Source organism: Paracoccus alcaliphilus, assembly GCF_028553725.1.
Lineage (GTDB): Bacteria > Pseudomonadota > Alphaproteobacteria > Rhodobacterales > Rhodobacteraceae > Paracoccus > Paracoccus alcaliphilus.
The window spans coordinates 1,715,062-1,732,454 of the sequence record NZ_CP067124.1; the positions used below are offsets into that span (position 1 = coordinate 1,715,062).

The 17,393-nt window shown below is 60.7% G+C and carries 16 protein-coding genes and 5 pseudogenes; 16 read left to right on the top strand and 5 right to left on the bottom strand.

The annotated features are described in order from the left end of the window. Nucleotides 1–23: 23 nt before the first annotated feature. Nucleotides 24–1,019, bottom strand: a complete 996-nt coding sequence (locus JHW40_RS08725) for an Ldh family oxidoreductase (RefSeq protein WP_244519381.1) — start codon at nt 1,017–1,019, stop codon at nt 24–26. A 92-nt stretch (nt 1,020–1,111) separates the two neighbouring features. Between JHW40_RS08725 and JHW40_RS08730 the strand changes: the two genes are divergently transcribed. From JHW40_RS08730 to tnpC, 11 genes and pseudogenes are all read left to right on the top strand, one after another. Further along, nucleotides 1,112–1,798, top strand: a complete 687-nt coding sequence (locus tag JHW40_RS08730; protein WP_090617520.1) for a GntR family transcriptional regulator — start codon at nt 1,112–1,114, stop codon at nt 1,796–1,798. An 80-nt stretch (nt 1,799–1,878) separates the two neighbouring features. Continuing rightward, on the top strand, nt 1,879–3,468 hold the full coding sequence (locus tag JHW40_RS08735) for an ABC transporter substrate-binding protein (RefSeq protein WP_090617521.1): 1,590 nt from the start codon (nt 1,879–1,881) through the stop codon (nt 3,466–3,468). 17 nt (nt 3,469–3,485) lie between these two features. Further along, nucleotides 3,486–4,421: an ABC transporter permease gene (locus JHW40_RS08740; RefSeq protein ID WP_090617523.1), complete on the top strand. Its 936-nt coding sequence runs from the start codon at nt 3,486–3,488 to the stop codon at nt 4,419–4,421. After that, entirely contained in the window at nt 4,421–5,293 is an 873-nt protein-coding gene (locus JHW40_RS08745) for an ABC transporter permease (protein WP_090617526.1), read from the top strand. Before JHW40_RS08740 ends, JHW40_RS08745 begins: the two co-directional genes overlap by 1 nt. Continuing rightward, complete coding sequence (locus tag JHW40_RS08750; RefSeq protein WP_090617527.1) at nt 5,293–6,291, top strand: ABC transporter ATP-binding protein; 999 nt, start codon at nt 5,293–5,295, stop codon at nt 6,289–6,291. Before JHW40_RS08745 ends, JHW40_RS08750 begins: the two co-directional genes overlap by 1 nt. Then, nucleotides 6,288–7,277 carry an ABC transporter ATP-binding protein gene (locus tag JHW40_RS08755; RefSeq protein ID WP_090617528.1) on the top strand — a complete coding sequence of 330 codons (990 nt, stop codon included), beginning with the start codon at nt 6,288–6,290 and terminating at the stop codon, nt 7,275–7,277. The genes JHW40_RS08750 and JHW40_RS08755 overlap by 4 nt, the downstream gene beginning before the upstream one ends. A 7-nt stretch (nt 7,278–7,284) precedes the next feature. After that, nucleotides 7,285–7,476: pseudogene (locus JHW40_RS08760) on the top strand (transposase); the annotation flags it as partial. 88 nt (nt 7,477–7,564) lie between these two features. Further along, nucleotides 7,565–7,798, top strand: a pseudogene (locus JHW40_RS08765) (transposase); the annotation flags it as partial. 87 nt (nt 7,799–7,885) lie between these two features. Next, the gene (gene tnpA, locus JHW40_RS08770) at nt 7,886–8,302 is read left to right on the top strand and encodes an IS66-like element accessory protein TnpA (protein WP_119752218.1); all 417 of its coding nucleotides are present in this window, start codon (nt 7,886–7,888) and stop codon (nt 8,300–8,302) included. Continuing rightward, the gene (tnpB, locus tag JHW40_RS08775) at nt 8,302–8,655 is read left to right on the top strand and encodes an IS66 family insertion sequence element accessory protein TnpB (protein ID WP_119752217.1); all 354 of its coding nucleotides are present in this window, start codon (nt 8,302–8,304) and stop codon (nt 8,653–8,655) included. Before tnpA ends, tnpB begins: the two co-directional genes overlap by 1 nt. Nucleotides 8,656–8,723: 68 nt before the next feature. Then, nucleotides 8,724–10,289 (top strand): IS66 family transposase, encoded by a 1,566-nt coding sequence (gene tnpC, locus JHW40_RS08780; protein WP_272848971.1) that lies wholly within the window; start codon nt 8,724–8,726, stop codon nt 10,287–10,289. A 366-nt stretch (nt 10,290–10,655) separates the two neighbouring features. On the opposite strand, the gene JHW40_RS08785 is transcribed toward tnpC, so the two are convergent. Then, the gene (locus JHW40_RS08785; protein WP_090618131.1) at nt 10,656–12,074 is read right to left on the bottom strand and encodes a calcium-binding protein; all 1,419 of its coding nucleotides are present in this window, start codon (nt 12,072–12,074) and stop codon (nt 10,656–10,658) included. 145 nt (nt 12,075–12,219) lie between these two features. Here JHW40_RS08785 and JHW40_RS08790 point away from each other — a divergent pair, with 145 nt between their 5' ends. From JHW40_RS08790 to JHW40_RS08800, 3 genes are all read left to right on the top strand, one after another. Next, complete coding sequence (locus JHW40_RS08790) at nt 12,220–12,525, top strand: hypothetical protein (protein ID WP_139208329.1); 306 nt, start codon at nt 12,220–12,222, stop codon at nt 12,523–12,525. Nucleotides 12,526–12,780: 255 nt separating this feature from the next. Next, nucleotides 12,781–13,083, top strand: coding sequence for an ATP-binding protein (locus JHW40_RS08795; protein ID WP_272849098.1), 303 nt, complete (start codon nt 12,781–12,783; stop codon nt 13,081–13,083). 39 nt (nt 13,084–13,122) lie between these two features. After that, complete coding sequence (locus JHW40_RS08800; RefSeq protein ID WP_272849099.1) at nt 13,123–14,055, top strand: IS5 family transposase; 933 nt, start codon at nt 13,123–13,125, stop codon at nt 14,053–14,055. Between the two features lie 59 nt (nt 14,056–14,114). On the opposite strand, the pseudogene JHW40_RS08805 reads toward JHW40_RS08800, so the two are convergent. Then, nucleotides 14,115–14,357: pseudogene (locus tag JHW40_RS08805) on the bottom strand (transposase); the annotation flags it as partial. A gap of 186 nt (nt 14,358–14,543) precedes the next feature. Beyond that, nucleotides 14,544–14,699 (bottom strand): annotated as a pseudogene (locus JHW40_RS08810) (IS5/IS1182 family transposase); the annotation flags it as partial. 162 nt (nt 14,700–14,861) lie between these two features. Between JHW40_RS08810 and JHW40_RS08815 the strand changes: the two are divergent. Further along, nucleotides 14,862–14,984, top strand: a pseudogene (locus JHW40_RS08815) (IS5/IS1182 family transposase); the annotation flags it as partial. 24 nt (nt 14,985–15,008) lie between these two features. On the opposite strand, the gene JHW40_RS08820 reads toward JHW40_RS08815, so the two are convergent. Further along, nucleotides 15,009–15,926 (bottom strand): LysR substrate-binding domain-containing protein, encoded by a 918-nt coding sequence (locus JHW40_RS08820; protein ID WP_090617843.1) that lies wholly within the window; start codon nt 15,924–15,926, stop codon nt 15,009–15,011. Nucleotides 15,927–16,333: 407 nt separating this feature from the next. Between JHW40_RS08820 and JHW40_RS08825 the strand changes: the two genes are divergently transcribed. Next, on the top strand, nt 16,334–17,365 hold the full coding sequence (locus tag JHW40_RS08825; RefSeq protein WP_090617841.1) for an ABC transporter substrate-binding protein: 1,032 nt from the start codon (nt 16,334–16,336) through the stop codon (nt 17,363–17,365). Nucleotides 17,366–17,393: the final 28 nt, after the last annotated feature.

Sequence of the window (17,393 nt, forward strand, 5' to 3'; positions counted from 1 at the left end):
CTGTCCTCCCAATTATCCTGCCGCTAGCGGGCGAGATCGCATATTTCCCGCCAAAGCGGCTCGGGCAGATCAACCCCGTCGCGCAGACGCTGGTCGCGCGCTGCCCGGCCCCGTTCGCCAGGGATCGTCACCTGAGTGAAACCTTCCGCGGGCGCCTCCTCCCGCAATGCCTGAAGATAGGGTCGAAGGTCATGGCCCGGCCCGTCGATCAGGATGAACAGATCGCCCTTGTTGCATGTGGCTGTATCGTCCAGCGTGCCTGACACGTCCCGCCCGATGGCAGCACGGGAAAGGCTTGTCACCAACAGTTCGAACGCCAGTCCCAGAGCATAGCCCTTGGCCTTTCCGAAAGGCGCGATGGCGCCCGCCTTGGCGGCGCTGGCGTCGGTGGTCGGGCGGCCCTCGGCATCCAGCGCCCAATCCTCGGGAATGGGCAGATCGCGATTGGCATGATCGTGGATTTCACCCATGGAAACAAGGCTGGTCGCCGCGTCCATCATGAATACATCGGCCTGGCCCTTCTGGCCCGCGGGCAGACCGATGGCGATGGGATTGGTGCCGATCATCGCGCGTCGTCCGCCCCAGGGGTGAACCAGCGCCTCGCTTGTGGTCAGCGCGATCATGGTCAGACCCTTCAGCGCCGCGCGTTCTGCGTAATAGCCCAGCATCCCCAAATGGTTCGAGTTGCGAATGGCGGCCACTGCGACCCCGGTTTCGGAAATCCGGCTTTCCAGCGCGCCGATCGCTGCGTTGGCCACGACCGGGCCAAGGCCATCACATCCCTCCACCTGCAACAATGCACTGCCGCGCCAGGCGTGCTGGCCCGTTTGCGCGGGATCGGCCGCGCCATTGCGGATGCGACGGATGATTCGCGGCAGTCGCAGCATCCCGTGCGAGGCGACGCCGCGCAGGTCTGCCTCCAGCAGCAGATCAACCTGTTGGGCGGCGTTTTCCTGAGAGGTCAGCTTTGACAGCGCCGTCATCGCTGTGCGTTCCAGCTGTTTTACATTGATTTTCATGTCATGTTTCCGATCCGATCGGATATTTGATTGCGAGGTCATGGGTAAATTGCTATTACCGAATCGTCAAGGCACACCGAACGGACAGAACGATGACAAGTCGCACCAAGGATCAGTCCCGGCAGAAAGGACGCTCGATCCAGCGCCCCGGCAGGCTGGGGGATGAAGTGTATGAAGCCCTTTATGCACAGCTCATGGCGCTGGAAATTCCGCCCGGCGCGCGGATTTCGGTAGACAATCTCGTTCGGGAACTTGGCGTGTCGCAGACCCCGATCCGCGAGGCGCTGTCACGGCTGGAGGCGCAGGGACTGGTGGTCAAGACCCACCTGATCGGCTACAGCGCCGCGTCCCAGATTGATGAGCAGCGGCTGGAGCAGCTTTATGATCTGCGCCTGCTGCTGGAGCCCTATGCGGCGGGACGCGCTGCGATGAATATGGATGATGAGGACATCGCGCGATTGGTGGCGCTGGATGCCCGCATGGACGAAATTCACCCAGACGGCAAGGAGAGCTATGGCGAGTTCGCCGCGGCGGACGGGCAGTTCCACGACCTGATCGCGCAAGGCAGCGGCAATGAACTGGTGCGCGATGCCCTGTCCCGTCTTTACACGCATGTGCATCTGTTCCGGCTGTTCTATCTCGCCAGCGTAACGGCCGAGGCGAATGATGAACATGCAGCCATCGTCGCAGCCATTGTCGCCCGCGACCGCGCCGCCGCAGAGGAGGCGATGCGACGGCATGTCGTGGAATCAAGGAAGCGTTTCACCGGCAGACGTTAGCCAATACCCATCGGTTCGCGATCACAGGAGAGATCCGGCCAGATGGAATCAGCCCCGAAGGGGTAGCAAGGGAGGAATATATGCTGATCAATCGTCGCAGAATCCTGCACATGTCCGTCGCTGCGGCGGCGGCAAGTTTTGCCAGTCCGGGGCTGCTGCGCGCGCAGGGATCGGACCGTCCGATCCGTATCGCGCTTGCCGCCACGTCGCCGCGTGTGATCGACCCGATTTTCAGCACGCTCGGGGCCGACAACTGGGTCAATCTTCAGGTGTATGAACACCTTGTTTCCCCTCCGAACGGGAAATTCGCGACGCAGGACGACGAGTATCGCCCGATGCTTGCCGAATCCTGGGACAAGTCCGACGACGCCAGAACATGGACCTTCAAGCTGCGCAAGGATGTCCCGTTTCATGGCGATTATGGTACGCTGACCGCCGAAGATGTCGTATTTTCATTCGAGCGCGCCAAGCGTGAGGGGATCGCCACGGCATCCTACGCCAATGTGCAGAGCATCGTGGCCTCGGGTCCCGATGAGGTGACATTTACGCTGAATGGACCGGATCCGTTTTTCCTCGGGGGCGTGATCTCGATCCCGACGTCGCAGATCGTATGCAAGAACGCGGTCGAGGAGAAGGGCGAGAATTTCGGCAAGGAGCCCGTCGGCACCGGCCCCTATGCGGTCGAGCGCCTGTCGAGCAGCGGCGTCAACACCCTGCGTTTCGACGGATATTGGGGAGAGACCCCGAAGACCGCTCGGATCGACTTCCTTTATACCTCGGATACGACCTCGCGCACGCTTTCAATGATGTCGGGCGACGTGGACATGATCGAGGCGGTGCGCGCGCCCGGATGGGTGCAGCAGATCCGGCAGCAGAACGACGCGCTGATAGTCGATCAAACGCAGCCGGGGTCCTTCAACACCCTTTTCTTCAACCTGACCAAAGCACCTTTCGACAATCCTTTGGTGCGCAAGGCGGTCGCCACCGCGATCGACAGTGCGGTGGTCGCCCAGGCGCTGGCTCCGTTCGGCGCGCAGACATGGACACTTTCACCGCCCGAATATCCCTCTGGCTGGTCCGCGGAAGACCTGTCCGACGATTTGCGCTATGATTACGATCCCGATCGCGCCCGCGAATTGCTGACCGAGGCTGGTCACGGCAACGGCCTGAGTTTCACCGCCGGCATCAGCCAGCGCGAGGATTACCGCTCGATCATGCTGATCCTGCAAGAGCTGATGCGCCCGGCCGGCATCAACATGAACCTGAACATCATGGATCATGCGGCCTTCCATGGCGCCAATCGGCAGGATGCGAACTCGCTGGTGCTGTATTCGCAAAGTCTTCCCCCGGTGCCGCTGGAATACATGTCACGCTATCTGTCCAGCGCGGCGGTGGTGAAATCCGACGGAACCGGCGGCGACAACTTCAGCCATTACGGCATCGCCATGCCCGGCGTCGATGATCAGATAGAGACGATGCGACAGGCCACCACCATCGAAGAATATTCGTCGATCGGACGTGAGATCGAGAAGAAGGTGCAAGAGGACCTGCCCCTGATGGGGATCGGCAACCTTGGCTATGCGATCGTCCGCAATCCCGAAGTCGATCTCGGCTATGAGGTCGAAAGCGGTTATGCGCGCTGGCGCCTGGATTTGGCGCAGCGCGCCTGAGCGCGACCGGAGGTTATATGGCACGCTATATTCTGACACGGCTGTTTGATGCCGTGCCGACCATGCTGTTGGTCCTGACGCTGGTCTTTCTGGCCATGCGCGTTCTGCCCGGTGATCCGGCGCTGGCCGCGCTTGGTGATGGCGCCCAGCCCGAGGCCATCGCGCAATTCCGCGAACGCTTTGGCCTGAACGATCCGTTGTGGCTGCAATATCTGCATTTCATGCGTGATATGCTGACCTTCGATTTCGGCACGTCGCTGATGTCGGGCGAACGGGTGGCCCAACTGCTGCTCTCGAACCTTGGCTATACGGTCGAACTAACCATCGCAGCGGTTCTTCTGGGCATCATGGGCGGTATTCCCCTGGGCGTCATGGCTGCGCTCAATCGCAACCGCGCGCTCGATGCGGGATTTCGGGTGTTTTCCCTGCTGGGCTATGCGATCCCGGATTTCTATCTTGGCGCGGTGCTGCTGATCGTCTTCTCGCTGTCGCTGGGTTGGTTTCCCATCAGCGGGGCCGGTGACGGTTTCGCCGACCGGATGCATCACCTGGTCCTTCCCGCTCTGACGCTGGCACTCTTGAAGGTCGCCTTTCTTGGCCGCCTGACCCGCACCGCGCTGCTTGAGGTGCTGGGCCGCGACTTCGTGCGCACGGCCCGTGCGAAGGGCGCCCGAGAAAACCGGGTGATCTATCGCCACGCGCTGCGCAATGCCCTGCTGCCGCTCTCGACCGGGCTGGGCCTGTCGATCCTCTCTACGCTGTCGGGTTCGGTCGCGGTCGAACTGGTGTTCAATCGCCCCGGTCTGGGCAAGCTGCTGATCACCGCGATCACCGAGCGTGACTATCCGATCGTTCAGGCGGGTGTCGTGGTCTTCGCCGCCGCCGTCGTCATCGTAAACCTGTTGATGGAACTGGTCTACGTCGTCATCGATCCCAGAATCCGGGTGCAATAATGGCCAATTCAGAAGCAATCCCGCTGCCCGAAGCCCCTAAACTGCGCCGTCTGGCGGGTGACGTGGTGGCCGGACGGCCCGCCGTCATCATTTCTCTGGTTACGGTGCTTGTCTTTGCCGTCATTGCCATCCTGGCGCCATGGATCGCACCCAAGGATCCGATGTCGCAAAGTTTTATCGCCATCAACGCGAAGCCCTCGTCCGAATATCTGCTGGGCACCGACCAGTTCGGTCGCGATCTGCTGTCGCGATTGGTCTATGGTTCGCGCAATTCGCTGATATTCGGCCTCTTGTCGCCGGTTTTCGCGGCCATCGCGGGCACGTTCCTTGGCGTCACCGCAGGTTATTTCGGCGGCTGGATCGACCGGTTCGTCACCCGCATCATTGATATGCTGCTGGCCTTTCCCGAGCTGTTGCTGGCAATTCTGGTGGCGGCGGCGCTTGGCGGCGGGTTCTGGAACGTGGTCGCCGTCCTGACCATTGCCTTCACGCCCGGCTTCGCGCGTGTTGCCCGCGCATCAACGCTGGCCGTCAAGCAGGAACCCTATATCGAGGCCGCGATCGCCTCGGGCGTCTCCACGCCGGTGATCATCTTCCGTCATGTCGTTCCCAATATCTCGGCGCCGATCGTGGTGCTGATGACATTGTGGAGCGCCTCGGCCATCCGGCTTGAGGCCACGCTCAGTTTCCTTGGCATCGGCACGCAACCGCCCGCGCCGTCATGGGGCAACATCATCCGCGAGGGCCTCGGCAACATGTTCGCCACGCCCTGGCCGATCCTGACCGGGGGGCTTGCGATCACCATCGTCGTGCTGGCGATCTCAACCATCGGTGACGCCGTGCGCGACGCACTGGATCCGGAGATCAAATAATGGCTGAACCACTGCTTGAAATATCCGATCTGACGCTGGAATTTGGTCCGATCAGCAATCCGGTGCGTGTGCTCAATCACGTCAGCCTGTCAGTCGTGGCCGGCGAGGCGGTCGGGTTGGTCGGCGAAAGCGGATCGGGTAAGTCGATGACATCGCTTGCGACGATGCGCCTTCTGCCTGCGTCGGCCCGCCTGACCAGTGGCCAGATTCGACTAGAGGGAAATGGCGACCTGCTTGCGCTGCCACCAGAGCGGATGCCAGACATCCGTGGTCGCGACATCGCCATGATCTTTCAGGAACCGATGAGTTCGCTGAATCCGGTGATGACGGTCGAGGCTCAGATCGCCGAGGCAATCATGCTGCACCAGCAAATGTCGCGGGAAGACAGGCGTGCGCGCGTGGTCGAACTGTTGCGCCTTGTGGGCATTCCTGATCCCGAGGCCCGGTTGAAGGCCTATCCGCACCAGATGTCCGGGGGGATGCGCCAGCGGGTCATGATCGCCATCGCCGTCGCCTGCAACCCGCGCTTGCTGATCGCAGATGAACCGACCACCGCGCTGGACGTGACAATTCAGGCGCAGGTCCTCGATCTGCTGCGTGAAGTGCGGCAGCGGCTGGGCACGGCGGTGCTGATGATATCGCATGATCTCGGTGTGATCTCAGAGCTTTGCGACCGAATCGTGGTCATGTATGCGGGCCATGTGGTCGAGACTGCGACAGTCGACGATCTGTTCGACAATCCGCAGCATCCCTATACCCGGGGTCTTCTGCGCGCGGTGCCTTCACTGGAAGCCAGCGAGCGACGGCTTTATCAGATACCGGGCTCTGTTCCGCCACCAGGCACCATCAAGGCAGGCTGCCCCTTTGCGCCGCGTTGCGACCTGAAACGCGATATCTGCACACGGGAAATGCCGGATCTAACCCCGCGTGGCCCGGATCAGCGGGCAGCCTGCTGGGTCACCGCAGACGCCCCAATGAAAACGGAGACAATCGCATGACCGCGGACACTCTCAGGGTTGAAGGTCTGGCCAAGACCTTTGAAAGCAACGGTGGCCTGCTGGGCCGAAAAGGTGCTGCCGTAAGGGCGGTTGACGGCATTGATCTGACGATGAAGGCCGGCGAAACGCTGGCCGTTGTGGGCGAATCCGGCTGCGGGAAATCCACCCTTGGCCGCTTGCTTCTTCGTCTGATCGAACCAAGCGAGGGAAAAATCTGGCTGGACGATACCGAGATCACCGGCCTGTCGCGCAGGCAGATGCGTCAGTTCCGCCGCCATGCGCAGATGGTGTTTCAGGACCCCTATGGCTCGCTGTCGCCGCGCCGGACGATCGCGCAGATCATCGCCGAACCGATGGAGGTCTTCGGCACTGTCACCGGCAAGCGCGACCGGCGCGAAAAGGTCGCAGAGCTTCTGCGTCAGGTCGGCTTGCCGACATCAGTCATGGATCGCAATCCGCGGCAGTTCTCGGGTGGGCAGCGCCAGCGGATCTGCATCGCCCGCGCCATCTCGGTATCGCCGCGTTTCATCGTGGCGGATGAGCCCGTATCGGCGCTGGATGTGTCTATTCAGGCGCAGATCATCAATCTGATGCAGGATCTGCAGGTCGAAAAGGGCTTTGCATCCCTGTTCATCGCCCATGACCTGGCCGTGGTGCGTCATATCGCCGACCGCGTGGCGGTAATGTATCTGGGGCGCATCGTCGAAATCGGCCCGAAAGAGCAGATCTACGAGGCGCCGCAGCATCCATATACACAGGCGCTGCTGTCTGCCGCGCCGGAAATCGGCCGGATAAAGCGCCGCAAGCGGCTGATCCTCGGCGGAGACGTACCCAGCCCGACGAAGATCCCCTCTGGTTGCAGCTTTCATACGCGCTGTCCCATCGCGCAGGAAAGGTGTCGAATGGAAAGGCCTGCGTTGGCAACCGTCGCAGGCCCGCAGCAGGCAGCGTGTCACTTTGCGAAGCCACATCCCATACCGGTGTAGAGAAGGGTACCTGCCGCCGTATTCGCCTGACCTGAACCCCATCGAAATGGCATTTGCAAAGCTCAAGGCGCATCTCAGACGCATCGCAGCGCGCAGCTTTATCCAAGTCTTCGACGCCATCGGAAAGGTCTGCGACATGTTCGACCCAACCGAATGCTGGAACTATTTCGTCTGTTCTGAACAAGCTGGAACGGTTTGATATTGTGGGATGATCTGTTGGTTTTGTTGGTGTTTTCTTGCAGGATTTTGTAATCTTGACGCAGAAACCCTGCAATTTGTGATCGCCAATGAAGCCCCATTCCCGGACCGCCGAACAGGATGATCTTCTGCGCCCCAGGCTGGTGGATATGATCGATCTGCGCCACGAATTGGTGCAGCTCGCGGCGCTGATCGACTGGGAGTTCTTCGAGCGGGAATGGGCCGGGTTCTTCCCCTCGGCGACGGGGCGCCCGGCGACTTCTCCGCGTCTGATCGCCGGGCTGATGTATCTGCAGCATGCGTTCAAGCGTAAGCGCGACGCCGATCCCCTCCTGCCATTTTTGAGTTGATGCCTTCATTCTCCACGCACATGTGCGGCGGAGGTTTTGGATTTGGAGAGAGACGGCAAAATGGGCGTCCAATTGGACGGCTCTATAGGCGTCGGGGTCTCGCGGCTTGAGGTGATCGGGGGGCCAAGCGGTCGTCGGCGGCGGACGAAGGCAGAGCGGGCGCGGATCGCGGCGGAGAGCATGATGCCCGGGGTGACGGTCGCAGATACTGCGCGCAAGCACGGCACGACCCGCTGGCAGATTTACGATTGGCGCAAGCAGATACGCAAAGGTAATTTGGTGGTGCCCGAAAGCGTGGCGGCCTTGCCGTTCTTCGCGGAACTGGTGGTTGATGACAGCGCGACTGAGGCTTCGGCGGCCGTCCCCGGGTCTGATCTCGAAATCGTGGTGGGCGACATCGTCATCCGCGCGGGTCCTGGTGTCGACGAGGGCCAACTGACCCGGGCAATCCGCGCGGCACGGGCAGCGGCGTCGTGATGTTCGGCCAGGGCGGCCCGGTGAAGGTCTTCGTGGCGACCCGGCCTGTCGACTTTCGCAAGGGGATCGACGGTCTGGCACTGGCGGTGCAGGAGATGTTCGGGATGGACCCGTTCTGCGGAGCCGCCTTTGTGTTCCGAGCGAAGCGGGCGGATCGGATCAAGCTCTTGATCTGGGATCAGACCGGGATGGTGCTGGTTCACAAGCGGCTCGAGGGCGGCAAGTTCGTCTGGCCACAGGTGCGCGACGGGGTCATGCGCATGTCCGGAGCGCAGTTTGCAGCGCTGTTTGAGGGCGTGGATTGGCGGCTGGTCCGACCCGAACGGGCGCGGCGCCCGCTGGCGGCGGGGTGACTGGCAGGCTGCGTCGAAACGCCTGTTTTTGCTGGCCTGCAAGGGCATCCTGTGATTCACTTCCCGCCATGGAAACAGCTGATCTTGCGCGCGAAAACGCCCTGCTGAAGGCCCGCCTCGCCGAGGTGGAGGCGACGCTGGCCGAGACGCAAGAGGCCAATCGGCGGCTGCAGGATATCCTGCACGCGGCGCAGCGCGAGAAATTCGGCAAGCGCTCCGAAAAGCTCTCGCCCGACCAGTTCAACCTGCCCCTGGAAGATGCCGAATTTGCTCAAGGTGTGCTCGAGGCAGCACAAGAAAAGGCCGAAGCGGCGATGCAGCGGGCGCGCGGGGAAACACCCCGCAAGCCCAAGCGCAACCGCGGGCATCTGCCGTCCCATCTGCCTCGGGTTGAGCGCGTGATCGAGCCTGCCAGCACGCTCTGTCCCTGCGGTTGCGGCGAGATGTCCAGGATCGGGGAAGACGTGTCCGAACGTCTCGACGTGATCCCCGCCCAGTTCCGGGTGCTGGTCACGCGGCGCCCGAAATACGCCTGCCGCCGTTGCTCGCAAGCTGTCGCGCAGGCCCATGCCCCCGAGCATGTCGTGCCCGGCGGGCTGCCCACGGAACTCTTCATCGCCTGGATTATCGTCTCGAAGTTCGGTGACCACCTGCCGTTTTATCGGCAGGCCGAGATCTTCAAGCGGCAAGGGATCGATCTGGACCGCGGCACACTCGGCAACTGGGTCGGGCGCGCCTGTTTCCACCTGATGCCCGTCATCAACCAGATGCGTGCCCATCTGCGTGGCGCAGACCGCATCTTCGTGGATGAAACCCGCGCGCCGGTGCTGGAACCGGGCCTGAAACGCACCAAGAGCGGATTCTTCTGGGCCGTCGTATCCGATGATCGCGGCCATGGCGGGGCTGGCCCACCCATCGTGCTCTTCCACTATGCCCCTGGCCGGGGTAAGGCGCATCCGCTGAACTTCCTCGCCGGATACCACGGCCGCTTCCTGCAATGCGACGCCTACCAGTCCTACAACGCGATGACCGAGATCGCGCGCGACAATGGCCCGTGGCAACTGGTCTATTGCTGGACCCATGTCCGCCGCCGCTTCGTAAAGCGCTTCGAGAGCGATGGTTCACCCATTGCCGAGGAAATGCTGCGCCAGATCGCGCTGCTTTATCAGATCGAGAAGTCCGTGCGGAGCAAGGAGGCCGCTATGCGCCTTGCTGCCCGGCGTGAGCATTCGGCCCCGATCATCGCGGCGCTGAAACCCTGGCTGGAAGCCCAACTCTCGCGCATACCGCAGAAATCCCAGCTTGCCGAAGACATCCGCTACTCCCTCGCGCACTGGCCCGGACTGATCCGCTTCCTCGAGCACGGCATGCTGGAACTCGACACCAACCCGGTCGAGAACCAGATCAGGCCGATTGCCCTGACAAGAAAAAATGCACTCTTCGCCGGGAATGAAGTCGGCGCCGAAAACTGGGCTATGCTCGCCTCGCTGGTCGCTACCTGCAAGATGTCCGACGTGAACCCGGTCGACTATCTCGCCGCCACACTGCGCGCCATCCTCGACGGTCACCCACAAAGCGGTATCGAAGACCTCATGCCATGGCGCTTCAACCAGCCGTCAAGCCTCGCAGCATAGGGCCGCAACGTCGCGCTTACACCTGATTGCCCAGGGCTGGGCGCTGGCCGAACGCCTGATGGGCCGGACCCGCGTCGTCTGGTCGCGTCCGCAGGCCGTCGAGGCTGCCCGGGAAGCCGACGCCCTGTCGAAGGCGCTCCGCGATGCCGGCGCGCTTTGAGGGGGCGGAGGATCTGGCCTAGGTGGCGCCTGACCATGTGGCGACGCCTGCGACGTTCTCGATCACCAGGGATGGGATGACGGTCTGGCGGGCTGGGCAGCCGATCCTGCATGTGTCGCGCGATGCGCTGCCGGGGATTGCCCTGCGGTGTTTGGTGGCGTGGCATGAGGGGTGACGGAGACGCCATCCCTCTGCACGCTTCACAGTCAGAGCATAAAGTCAGCCTCTGAAATGCCGCCCAGACCGAATAGCTCGATGGCGAAGTCCGCGCGACCATCGCCATCGACATCGCCCCTAACAGTCACACTATCACCAGTTCGCGCATACCATACCGAATGCGCCGCAGCTGATGTTCCAGAAAAACTGAGGCTTTGATTACCTGTCTCGCTGGTATCGGCGTCGATTGAGCGAAGATCCAAACGATCGAAACCGCGTTGGAAGTCCATAATCCGGTCACGTCCGGCGCCGACAGGGCTGTCACCAGGATTTCGGAACACGAAGACATCTGCCCCAGCACCTCCATAAAGCACATCACTTCCTGCGCCGCCGATTATTCGGTCCTGACCTGCACCGCCACGTAGCGTATCGTTGCCGACCCCGCCGTCCAGCAGATCATTACTCGCACCACCTTCAAGAATATCGTTGCCTGCTTGCCCAAAAAGTCGATCAACGCCGTTGCCACCTAGCAGGCGATCTGCGCCCTGGCCGCCATAAAGGCTGTCATTTCCATTGCCGCCAAGCAGCGTGTCTTTGCCACCACCCCCTTGCAGGAGATCGTTCCCAGCCCCACCTTCTAGCCTGTCATGGCCCGCGTCACCACGAAGTGTATCGTGTCCTGCGCCTCCGCGCAGGAGGTCATTTCCAGCACTTCCGCGCAGTAGGTCATTGCCGCCGCCGCCATCCAAGGTGTCGTTCCCCGCATCCCCTTGCAGGTAGTCATTCCCCGCCTGTCCGAACAGACGATCATCGCCTGCCCCGCCATATAGCGAATCCCGTCCGTCGCCCCCATAAAGGACATCATTTCCAGCATTTCCGTACAAAGCGTCGTTTCCAGCCTGTCCATATATCAGGTCGGACCCATTGCCTCCGCGGATCGTGTCGTTGCCAGCGCCGGCCCAAACTGTATCGTTTCCATCCCCACTAAATACGTTGTCATTTCCGCCGTAGAGATACAGAAGATCATTTCCCCGCATATTTAAAAGGACACCATCGACTGATCGGGAAGTGGTTTCGAGGATGTCTGCTGAAGTTGAGCCGTGATATTCATAGTTGAGATTAAGTAGAAGCTTTTCAATGGCTGCTCGATCAGTGCCGGATGCTTCCCGCTGTATCGCAGTATAGATATCCGCGCCATCCAGATTGATATTTCTTGTCTCGATGATTTTCGTTGTTCCATCGAATATATCCAATCCCAATACCAGGCCGCCCACCAGATACGCTGCGCCCGACACTTGAGCAAACTCCAAATCTCTACCCGTCAGGACGAATCGATACCCGCCGTCGTGCAAAACGGCCTCAGTTGAGTTGTAAGAGGTCACAACGGCGTCAAATGCAATTCGGTCGATCGCGTCCACGAAAGTGGCGAGGCCGTTGTTAACTCCAGGGGCTATTCTGATAGTTGGCATGTCGAGACCTCCAAAGGGGTATGCATGAAGCGGATCGGCTGCTGAGCGGCTGAGCGCTTTCGACAACGCTTCGCGCTATGTTTCGAAGTTTGATGAAATCTTTCTAGATTCGGCAAGCCTTTAGTGATGGCGATGGCGCGACAGCATGAGTGCGATGGGGGCGCAGGCCGACGCACTACTAATCGAAAGCGAGGCAAAGCGGCGTCTGGCCGATGAATACGATGCGGCGCAGGAGAGGGGTGAGGTTGTCGGACATGGCGGCGACCGAGTTAGCAAGGTTTCCGGCAGGAACCTTGCTCCCGCAACCGCCGCGGATCTGGGATTGTCGAAAAAGCAAGTCCACGAAGCTCGCCAGATCCGTGATGCGGAGGCCACGCAGCCCGGCATCGTCAAACAGACGCTGGACCGGGCCATTGCGGATCGTCGTGAGCCGACGCGGGCATCTCCATAGATGCCCTTCCGCATTTGGGGGCTGCCTCCTCGACGGCGGCGAGGGAACCCATCCGTTGTCGGTTAGTTTTCGCAGTTCCCGAAACCGGCCTTCTTGGCGGCGAAATCTGCCGGCTATCGTCAATCTGATCAACCAGCTGGTCGAGCCGGTCATCACCCCCCTGGGCGAGCCCTACACCTATCCGCAGCTGACCATGCGCCCGGAAGCCGATTGCAAGCGCTATGAGACACTGTGCTCCGCCGAGGAGGCCCCCGCATGAACGCCCTCATCGATCAACTGACCGTCCTGAGGCTGCATGGAATGGCAGCTTGCGCACATGATTTGCTGTCCGCGCGCAAGCCGCCAAGTCTGACCACTGCGATAAAACAACTGATCGACGCGGAGACTGTAGAGCGCCGGGTGCGCTCCATCCAGTATCAAATGCGCATCGCGAAGTTCCCGCATCACAAGGATTTTGCCACCTTCGATTACGGCGCAGCAGCCGTCACCAAGGCCCAGATCGAACCCTTCTGCACGGGCCAGTTCACCGAGGAGGGGCTTTGTTGCGCAAATGGCTGACGGGATTCATCTTGCGAAACCAGTGTGCTAGCAGGGAGCATGAGCAACTGGACCCCAACGAGATACAAGACCACGAACTGGTCGTCCTATAATTCTGCCCTGAAGCGACGTGGCTCGCTGACGATCTGGTTTGATCCGTCGATGATCTGGTCGCCGCCTCCGAGCGGCAAACGAGGCCGCCAGCAAGCTTACAGCGATGCGGCCATCCAGGCTTGCCTGACGCTGAAAGTGCAGTTTGGCATGCCGTTGCGGCAGGTGACGGGCTTTGTCGAAAGTCTGCTCGGTCTGGCGGGGCTGGACTGGGCGGTTCCGGATTACAGCACGCTATGCCGCCGACAGAAGACCCTGACGGTGGATATTCCCTATCGGGGTGGCCACGGCCCGTTACACCTGCTGATCGACAGCACCGGCATCAAGGCGGAGGGCGAAGGCGAGTGGAATGCCCGCAAGCACGGTGGCACCAAGCGGCGCATCTGGCGCAAGGTTCACATCGCGGTCGATGAGGAAACGCTGGAGGTGCGGGCCGTCGAGGCGACCGGGAGCGATATCGGTGATGCGCCGATGTTACCGGAATTGCTCAGCCAGATCCCACCCGATGAGGACATCGGCTCCGTGACTGGCGACGGGGCTTTTGATACCCGCAAGTGCCATGACGCAATTGCGGATCGAGGGGCAGAGGCGATCATCCCGCCGCGCAAGAATGCCCAACCCTGGAAGCCGACAACTGCCGGCGCGTGCGCCCGCAACGAAATCCTCCGGGCCGTCAAATATCTCGGTCCGGCGATCTGGCGACGATGGAGCGGGTACCACCGCCGAAGCCGCATCGAGGCAAAGATGCATTGTGTAAAACGTCTGGGTCAGAGCCTCATGGCGCGGGACTTCGACCGGCAGGTCGCCGAGATCCAAATCCGCTGCGCCGTCATGAACCGTTACACGGCTCTCGGCACGCCCACGACAATGGCCGCAGGATAAGTCTGTCCAAGGAAAGGGGAACTATACCCAAAGCACCTTTTGCGCAACAAAGCCTGCTCGGCCTCGAAAAGCCTGATGAAAACATCGGCTTTGACCCAGTCGCGGTATCGCTTGAAGACGGTGTTCCAGTTGCCGAAGAATGCGGGCAGGTCACGCCACGGACTGCCCGTGCGCACCACCCATAGCACCGCTTCGAGAAACCGTCGGTTGTCGCTACCGCTGCGTCCCGGGTCCGTCGGCTTGCCCAGACAATGCGGCTCCATCTTCGCCCACTGGGCGTCAGTCAGTACGAATCGTTCCATCCGAAGCTTGAATCACAATCAAGCTTGGACCGGAAACCTGAATCTCAACAGGCCTTAGGCAGGCTTCTGGTTGATTATGGCGGCTACGGAACGCGCAGCGAAGGGCGCTGAAAATGTGGCTTGAGGGCATCCTGCGTGGTGCATTGCGTCGAATAGCGTCTCGATATGGCCGCGCTGATGGGCAAGCTGGTTCGTGACCTCGTGCGTGACGATGATGTGGGTCTCGGTATCGACGGCACTCTGGACGTTGTAGCCGAGCATGCCGCGATGCCGGGTACTGGTTGCCATGGGGCGGGCATCGGGATCGGTCAGGGAAATCTGGCCGACCGGGGTATCGGCCAAGGCCTTGTCCATCCCTTCAGCCGCGCGATCTCCTGCAGGATACGACCGTAGCGGCGGGCGAGGTGCCGCACCTTCTCGACGCGGGCTTCGCCTTCCTCCTGCCGGTCAATACGCACCATCGTAACTGGTCGGCTACCTTCTGACTGGCTGAGCGCGCGACAGATGCAACGACTTCAGCCCTTCTTTCCCAAGATGCCGGGGTGGGCGAGATCTGACGACTGCGAGGTGCTGAGCGGGATCATCTACGTCATGCGCTATGGGTTGGTGTGGGCCAGCTGCAACGCAACAGGGGCCCGTTTCAGCGCGAGATCAACCGCCGACCGTGGGGTTCAAGATCTCGTCCAGATCGCGCTTAACGATATCGCTCAGTGCGGCGGAGAACAGTGCGATTATCCTGTCGTCCTGCCTCCCGGGGTGAAAGACCAGAAAGCCACGATGCTTGATTGCGGGCAGGAATGGTCGAGTGATCACATCGCTGGCTTTGTATTCAAACGCCGCGAGTGGGTTGACGATGGCCACGCCAAGCTGCTGCGCAACAAGCGCACATGTGACAAGGCTGTAGGATGTCTTGAGATTAACTCGGCGTGATACGACAGCTTCGGCGAAAAGTTCGTCAATCTCGGAGCGGCCGAACTCGTTCTGGGGCGGAGAGATAAACGGCTCATCGGCCAGATCATCTGGGGTGATGATCTTTTTTTTTGCAAGGCGATGCTCGCGAGGCATAACGCAAACGGCGTCAACCTCATATAACTTCTCACTCTGCAGTCCGTAGGCTTCGCTCACCTGCGATACGATCCCCATGTCCGATGTCTGGTCATCGACCCATTGCGCAACGTCGGATGAGTGTCCGATGTTGACCGAAATGCTGGCTTCCGGAAAATCCTCCACAAATTTCTTGATCGCCCGCGGAACAAGGCCCAACGCCAGTATCTGCACCGCAGCGATTGATAGCGATCCGCCGCTGAACCGACGAATTCGTGCGGCGGCTTCCTCAAGATAGCGTAGACCGTTGAAGCTTCTTTGAACCTCCTTGAAGAAGGCCAATCCCTCACCTGTGGGAACGAGTCGGCCGGGCAGGCGCTCGAAAAGGCGCAGCCCGGTCAACTTTTCAAGCTGGGCGATGGACCGGCTGACATTGGGTTGCGAGGTGTGCAGGACTTTCGCTGCGGTGGTCGTTGATCCCGACATCATCACCGCCCGAAATGCCTCGACATGCGAAAACCGCATCCATGATTCTCCGCGAATGATCCGTCATCGATTTCCCATGTTCCGCAATATGGCAAGAGAGGGCGCCCGACGACAAGCAGGACAATGGGCCATCTCATCCCCAAGGCGTCGGCAGGCAGGCCATCGGACAGCTTGCCGGAACAGGAACCGAGAAAGTTCTGTCTGCGGCGCATGAATTCTTAATTGATATGCGTTTTCCGATCAAGGGCTGTGCGCATGGGCTGTGCTGTGACGATATTTCAGGCAATGATGGCATCTTTGCGCAGAAGCCATATCATTTATGCATGACCCCTCCCCAACTTTCGATTTGCCCCAAGGGGGGCGGAACCCTTAGCGTTCCAGCTGTCGCATGAAGCTGCGGGACGTGGCTTCCGGACGGCAAACAAGAAAAACGACAGGGAGATGTCATGAAACGGATCAGCGTTCTCGCCATGCTGGCGGCATCTGTAGCTGCCTCGCCGCTTGCCGCGCAAGAGACCTTGTATTTCGCGGGCTATTCTGGGGATTTCCAGACGATGTTCGAAAACGAGATCGCGCCCGGCTTCGAGGCGGAGCATGATGTCAATATCGTCTTTGTGCCGGGGAACTCCAGCCAGACGATCGCGAAGCTGCAGGCGCAGAGGAACAATCAGGAAATCAGCGTCGCGCTGGTGGATGACGGGCCGATGCAGATGGCGGTGCAGTTCGGATTGTGTGACAGCGTCAGCGATGCCGACGCCTATGCCGAACTCTACGATATGGCAAAGCCGGAAGCCTTCGAGGGCAGGGCAGTGGGCATCGGTCTGGTTGCGACCGGAATCGCCTATAACAAGGAAAAATTCGACGGCCAGGGTTGGGACGTCCCGACCTCGTGGAACGATCTTACGGATGACAGGTTCGACAAGCGGGTGACATCCAACCCGATCAGCGGCACATTTGGTCTGAATTCACTTCTGATGTTCGCCCGCATGAATGGCGGCAGCGAAGAGAATATCCAGCCGGGTATGGATGCGATCCGCGAGAGACTGGCACCGAAAGTGGTCACCTGGTCGTCGTCGAATGCCGAGATGGCGCAGATGTTCCAGAATGGCGATATCGACTTGGGCGTCTGGGGCAGCAATCGCACAGTCGCGCTGAGGAATACCGGCTTTCCCGTGGAATTCGTTTATCCCGACGAGGGTGCGCCCGCCATCATAGCCTCGGCTTGCGCCGTTACGGACGGCCCGCAGGCCGAACTGGCTCAGCAATTGCTGGTTTATCTCGTCTCGCCCGCAGTGCAGCAGAAGCTGGCGACGGAGGGTTTCGGACCCACCAACCGCGAAACCATACTGGACGCCGATATCGCCGAGGACGTTCCTTACGGAGAAGAGAAGTTGTCGAAGATGATCAGCCTGGACTGGGATGTCATCAACGCAAACCGGGCGGATTGGACCAGGGAATGGACCCGCACCGTTGAATAAGGGGGCGCGCCCTGCGCGCTTTCGCCCG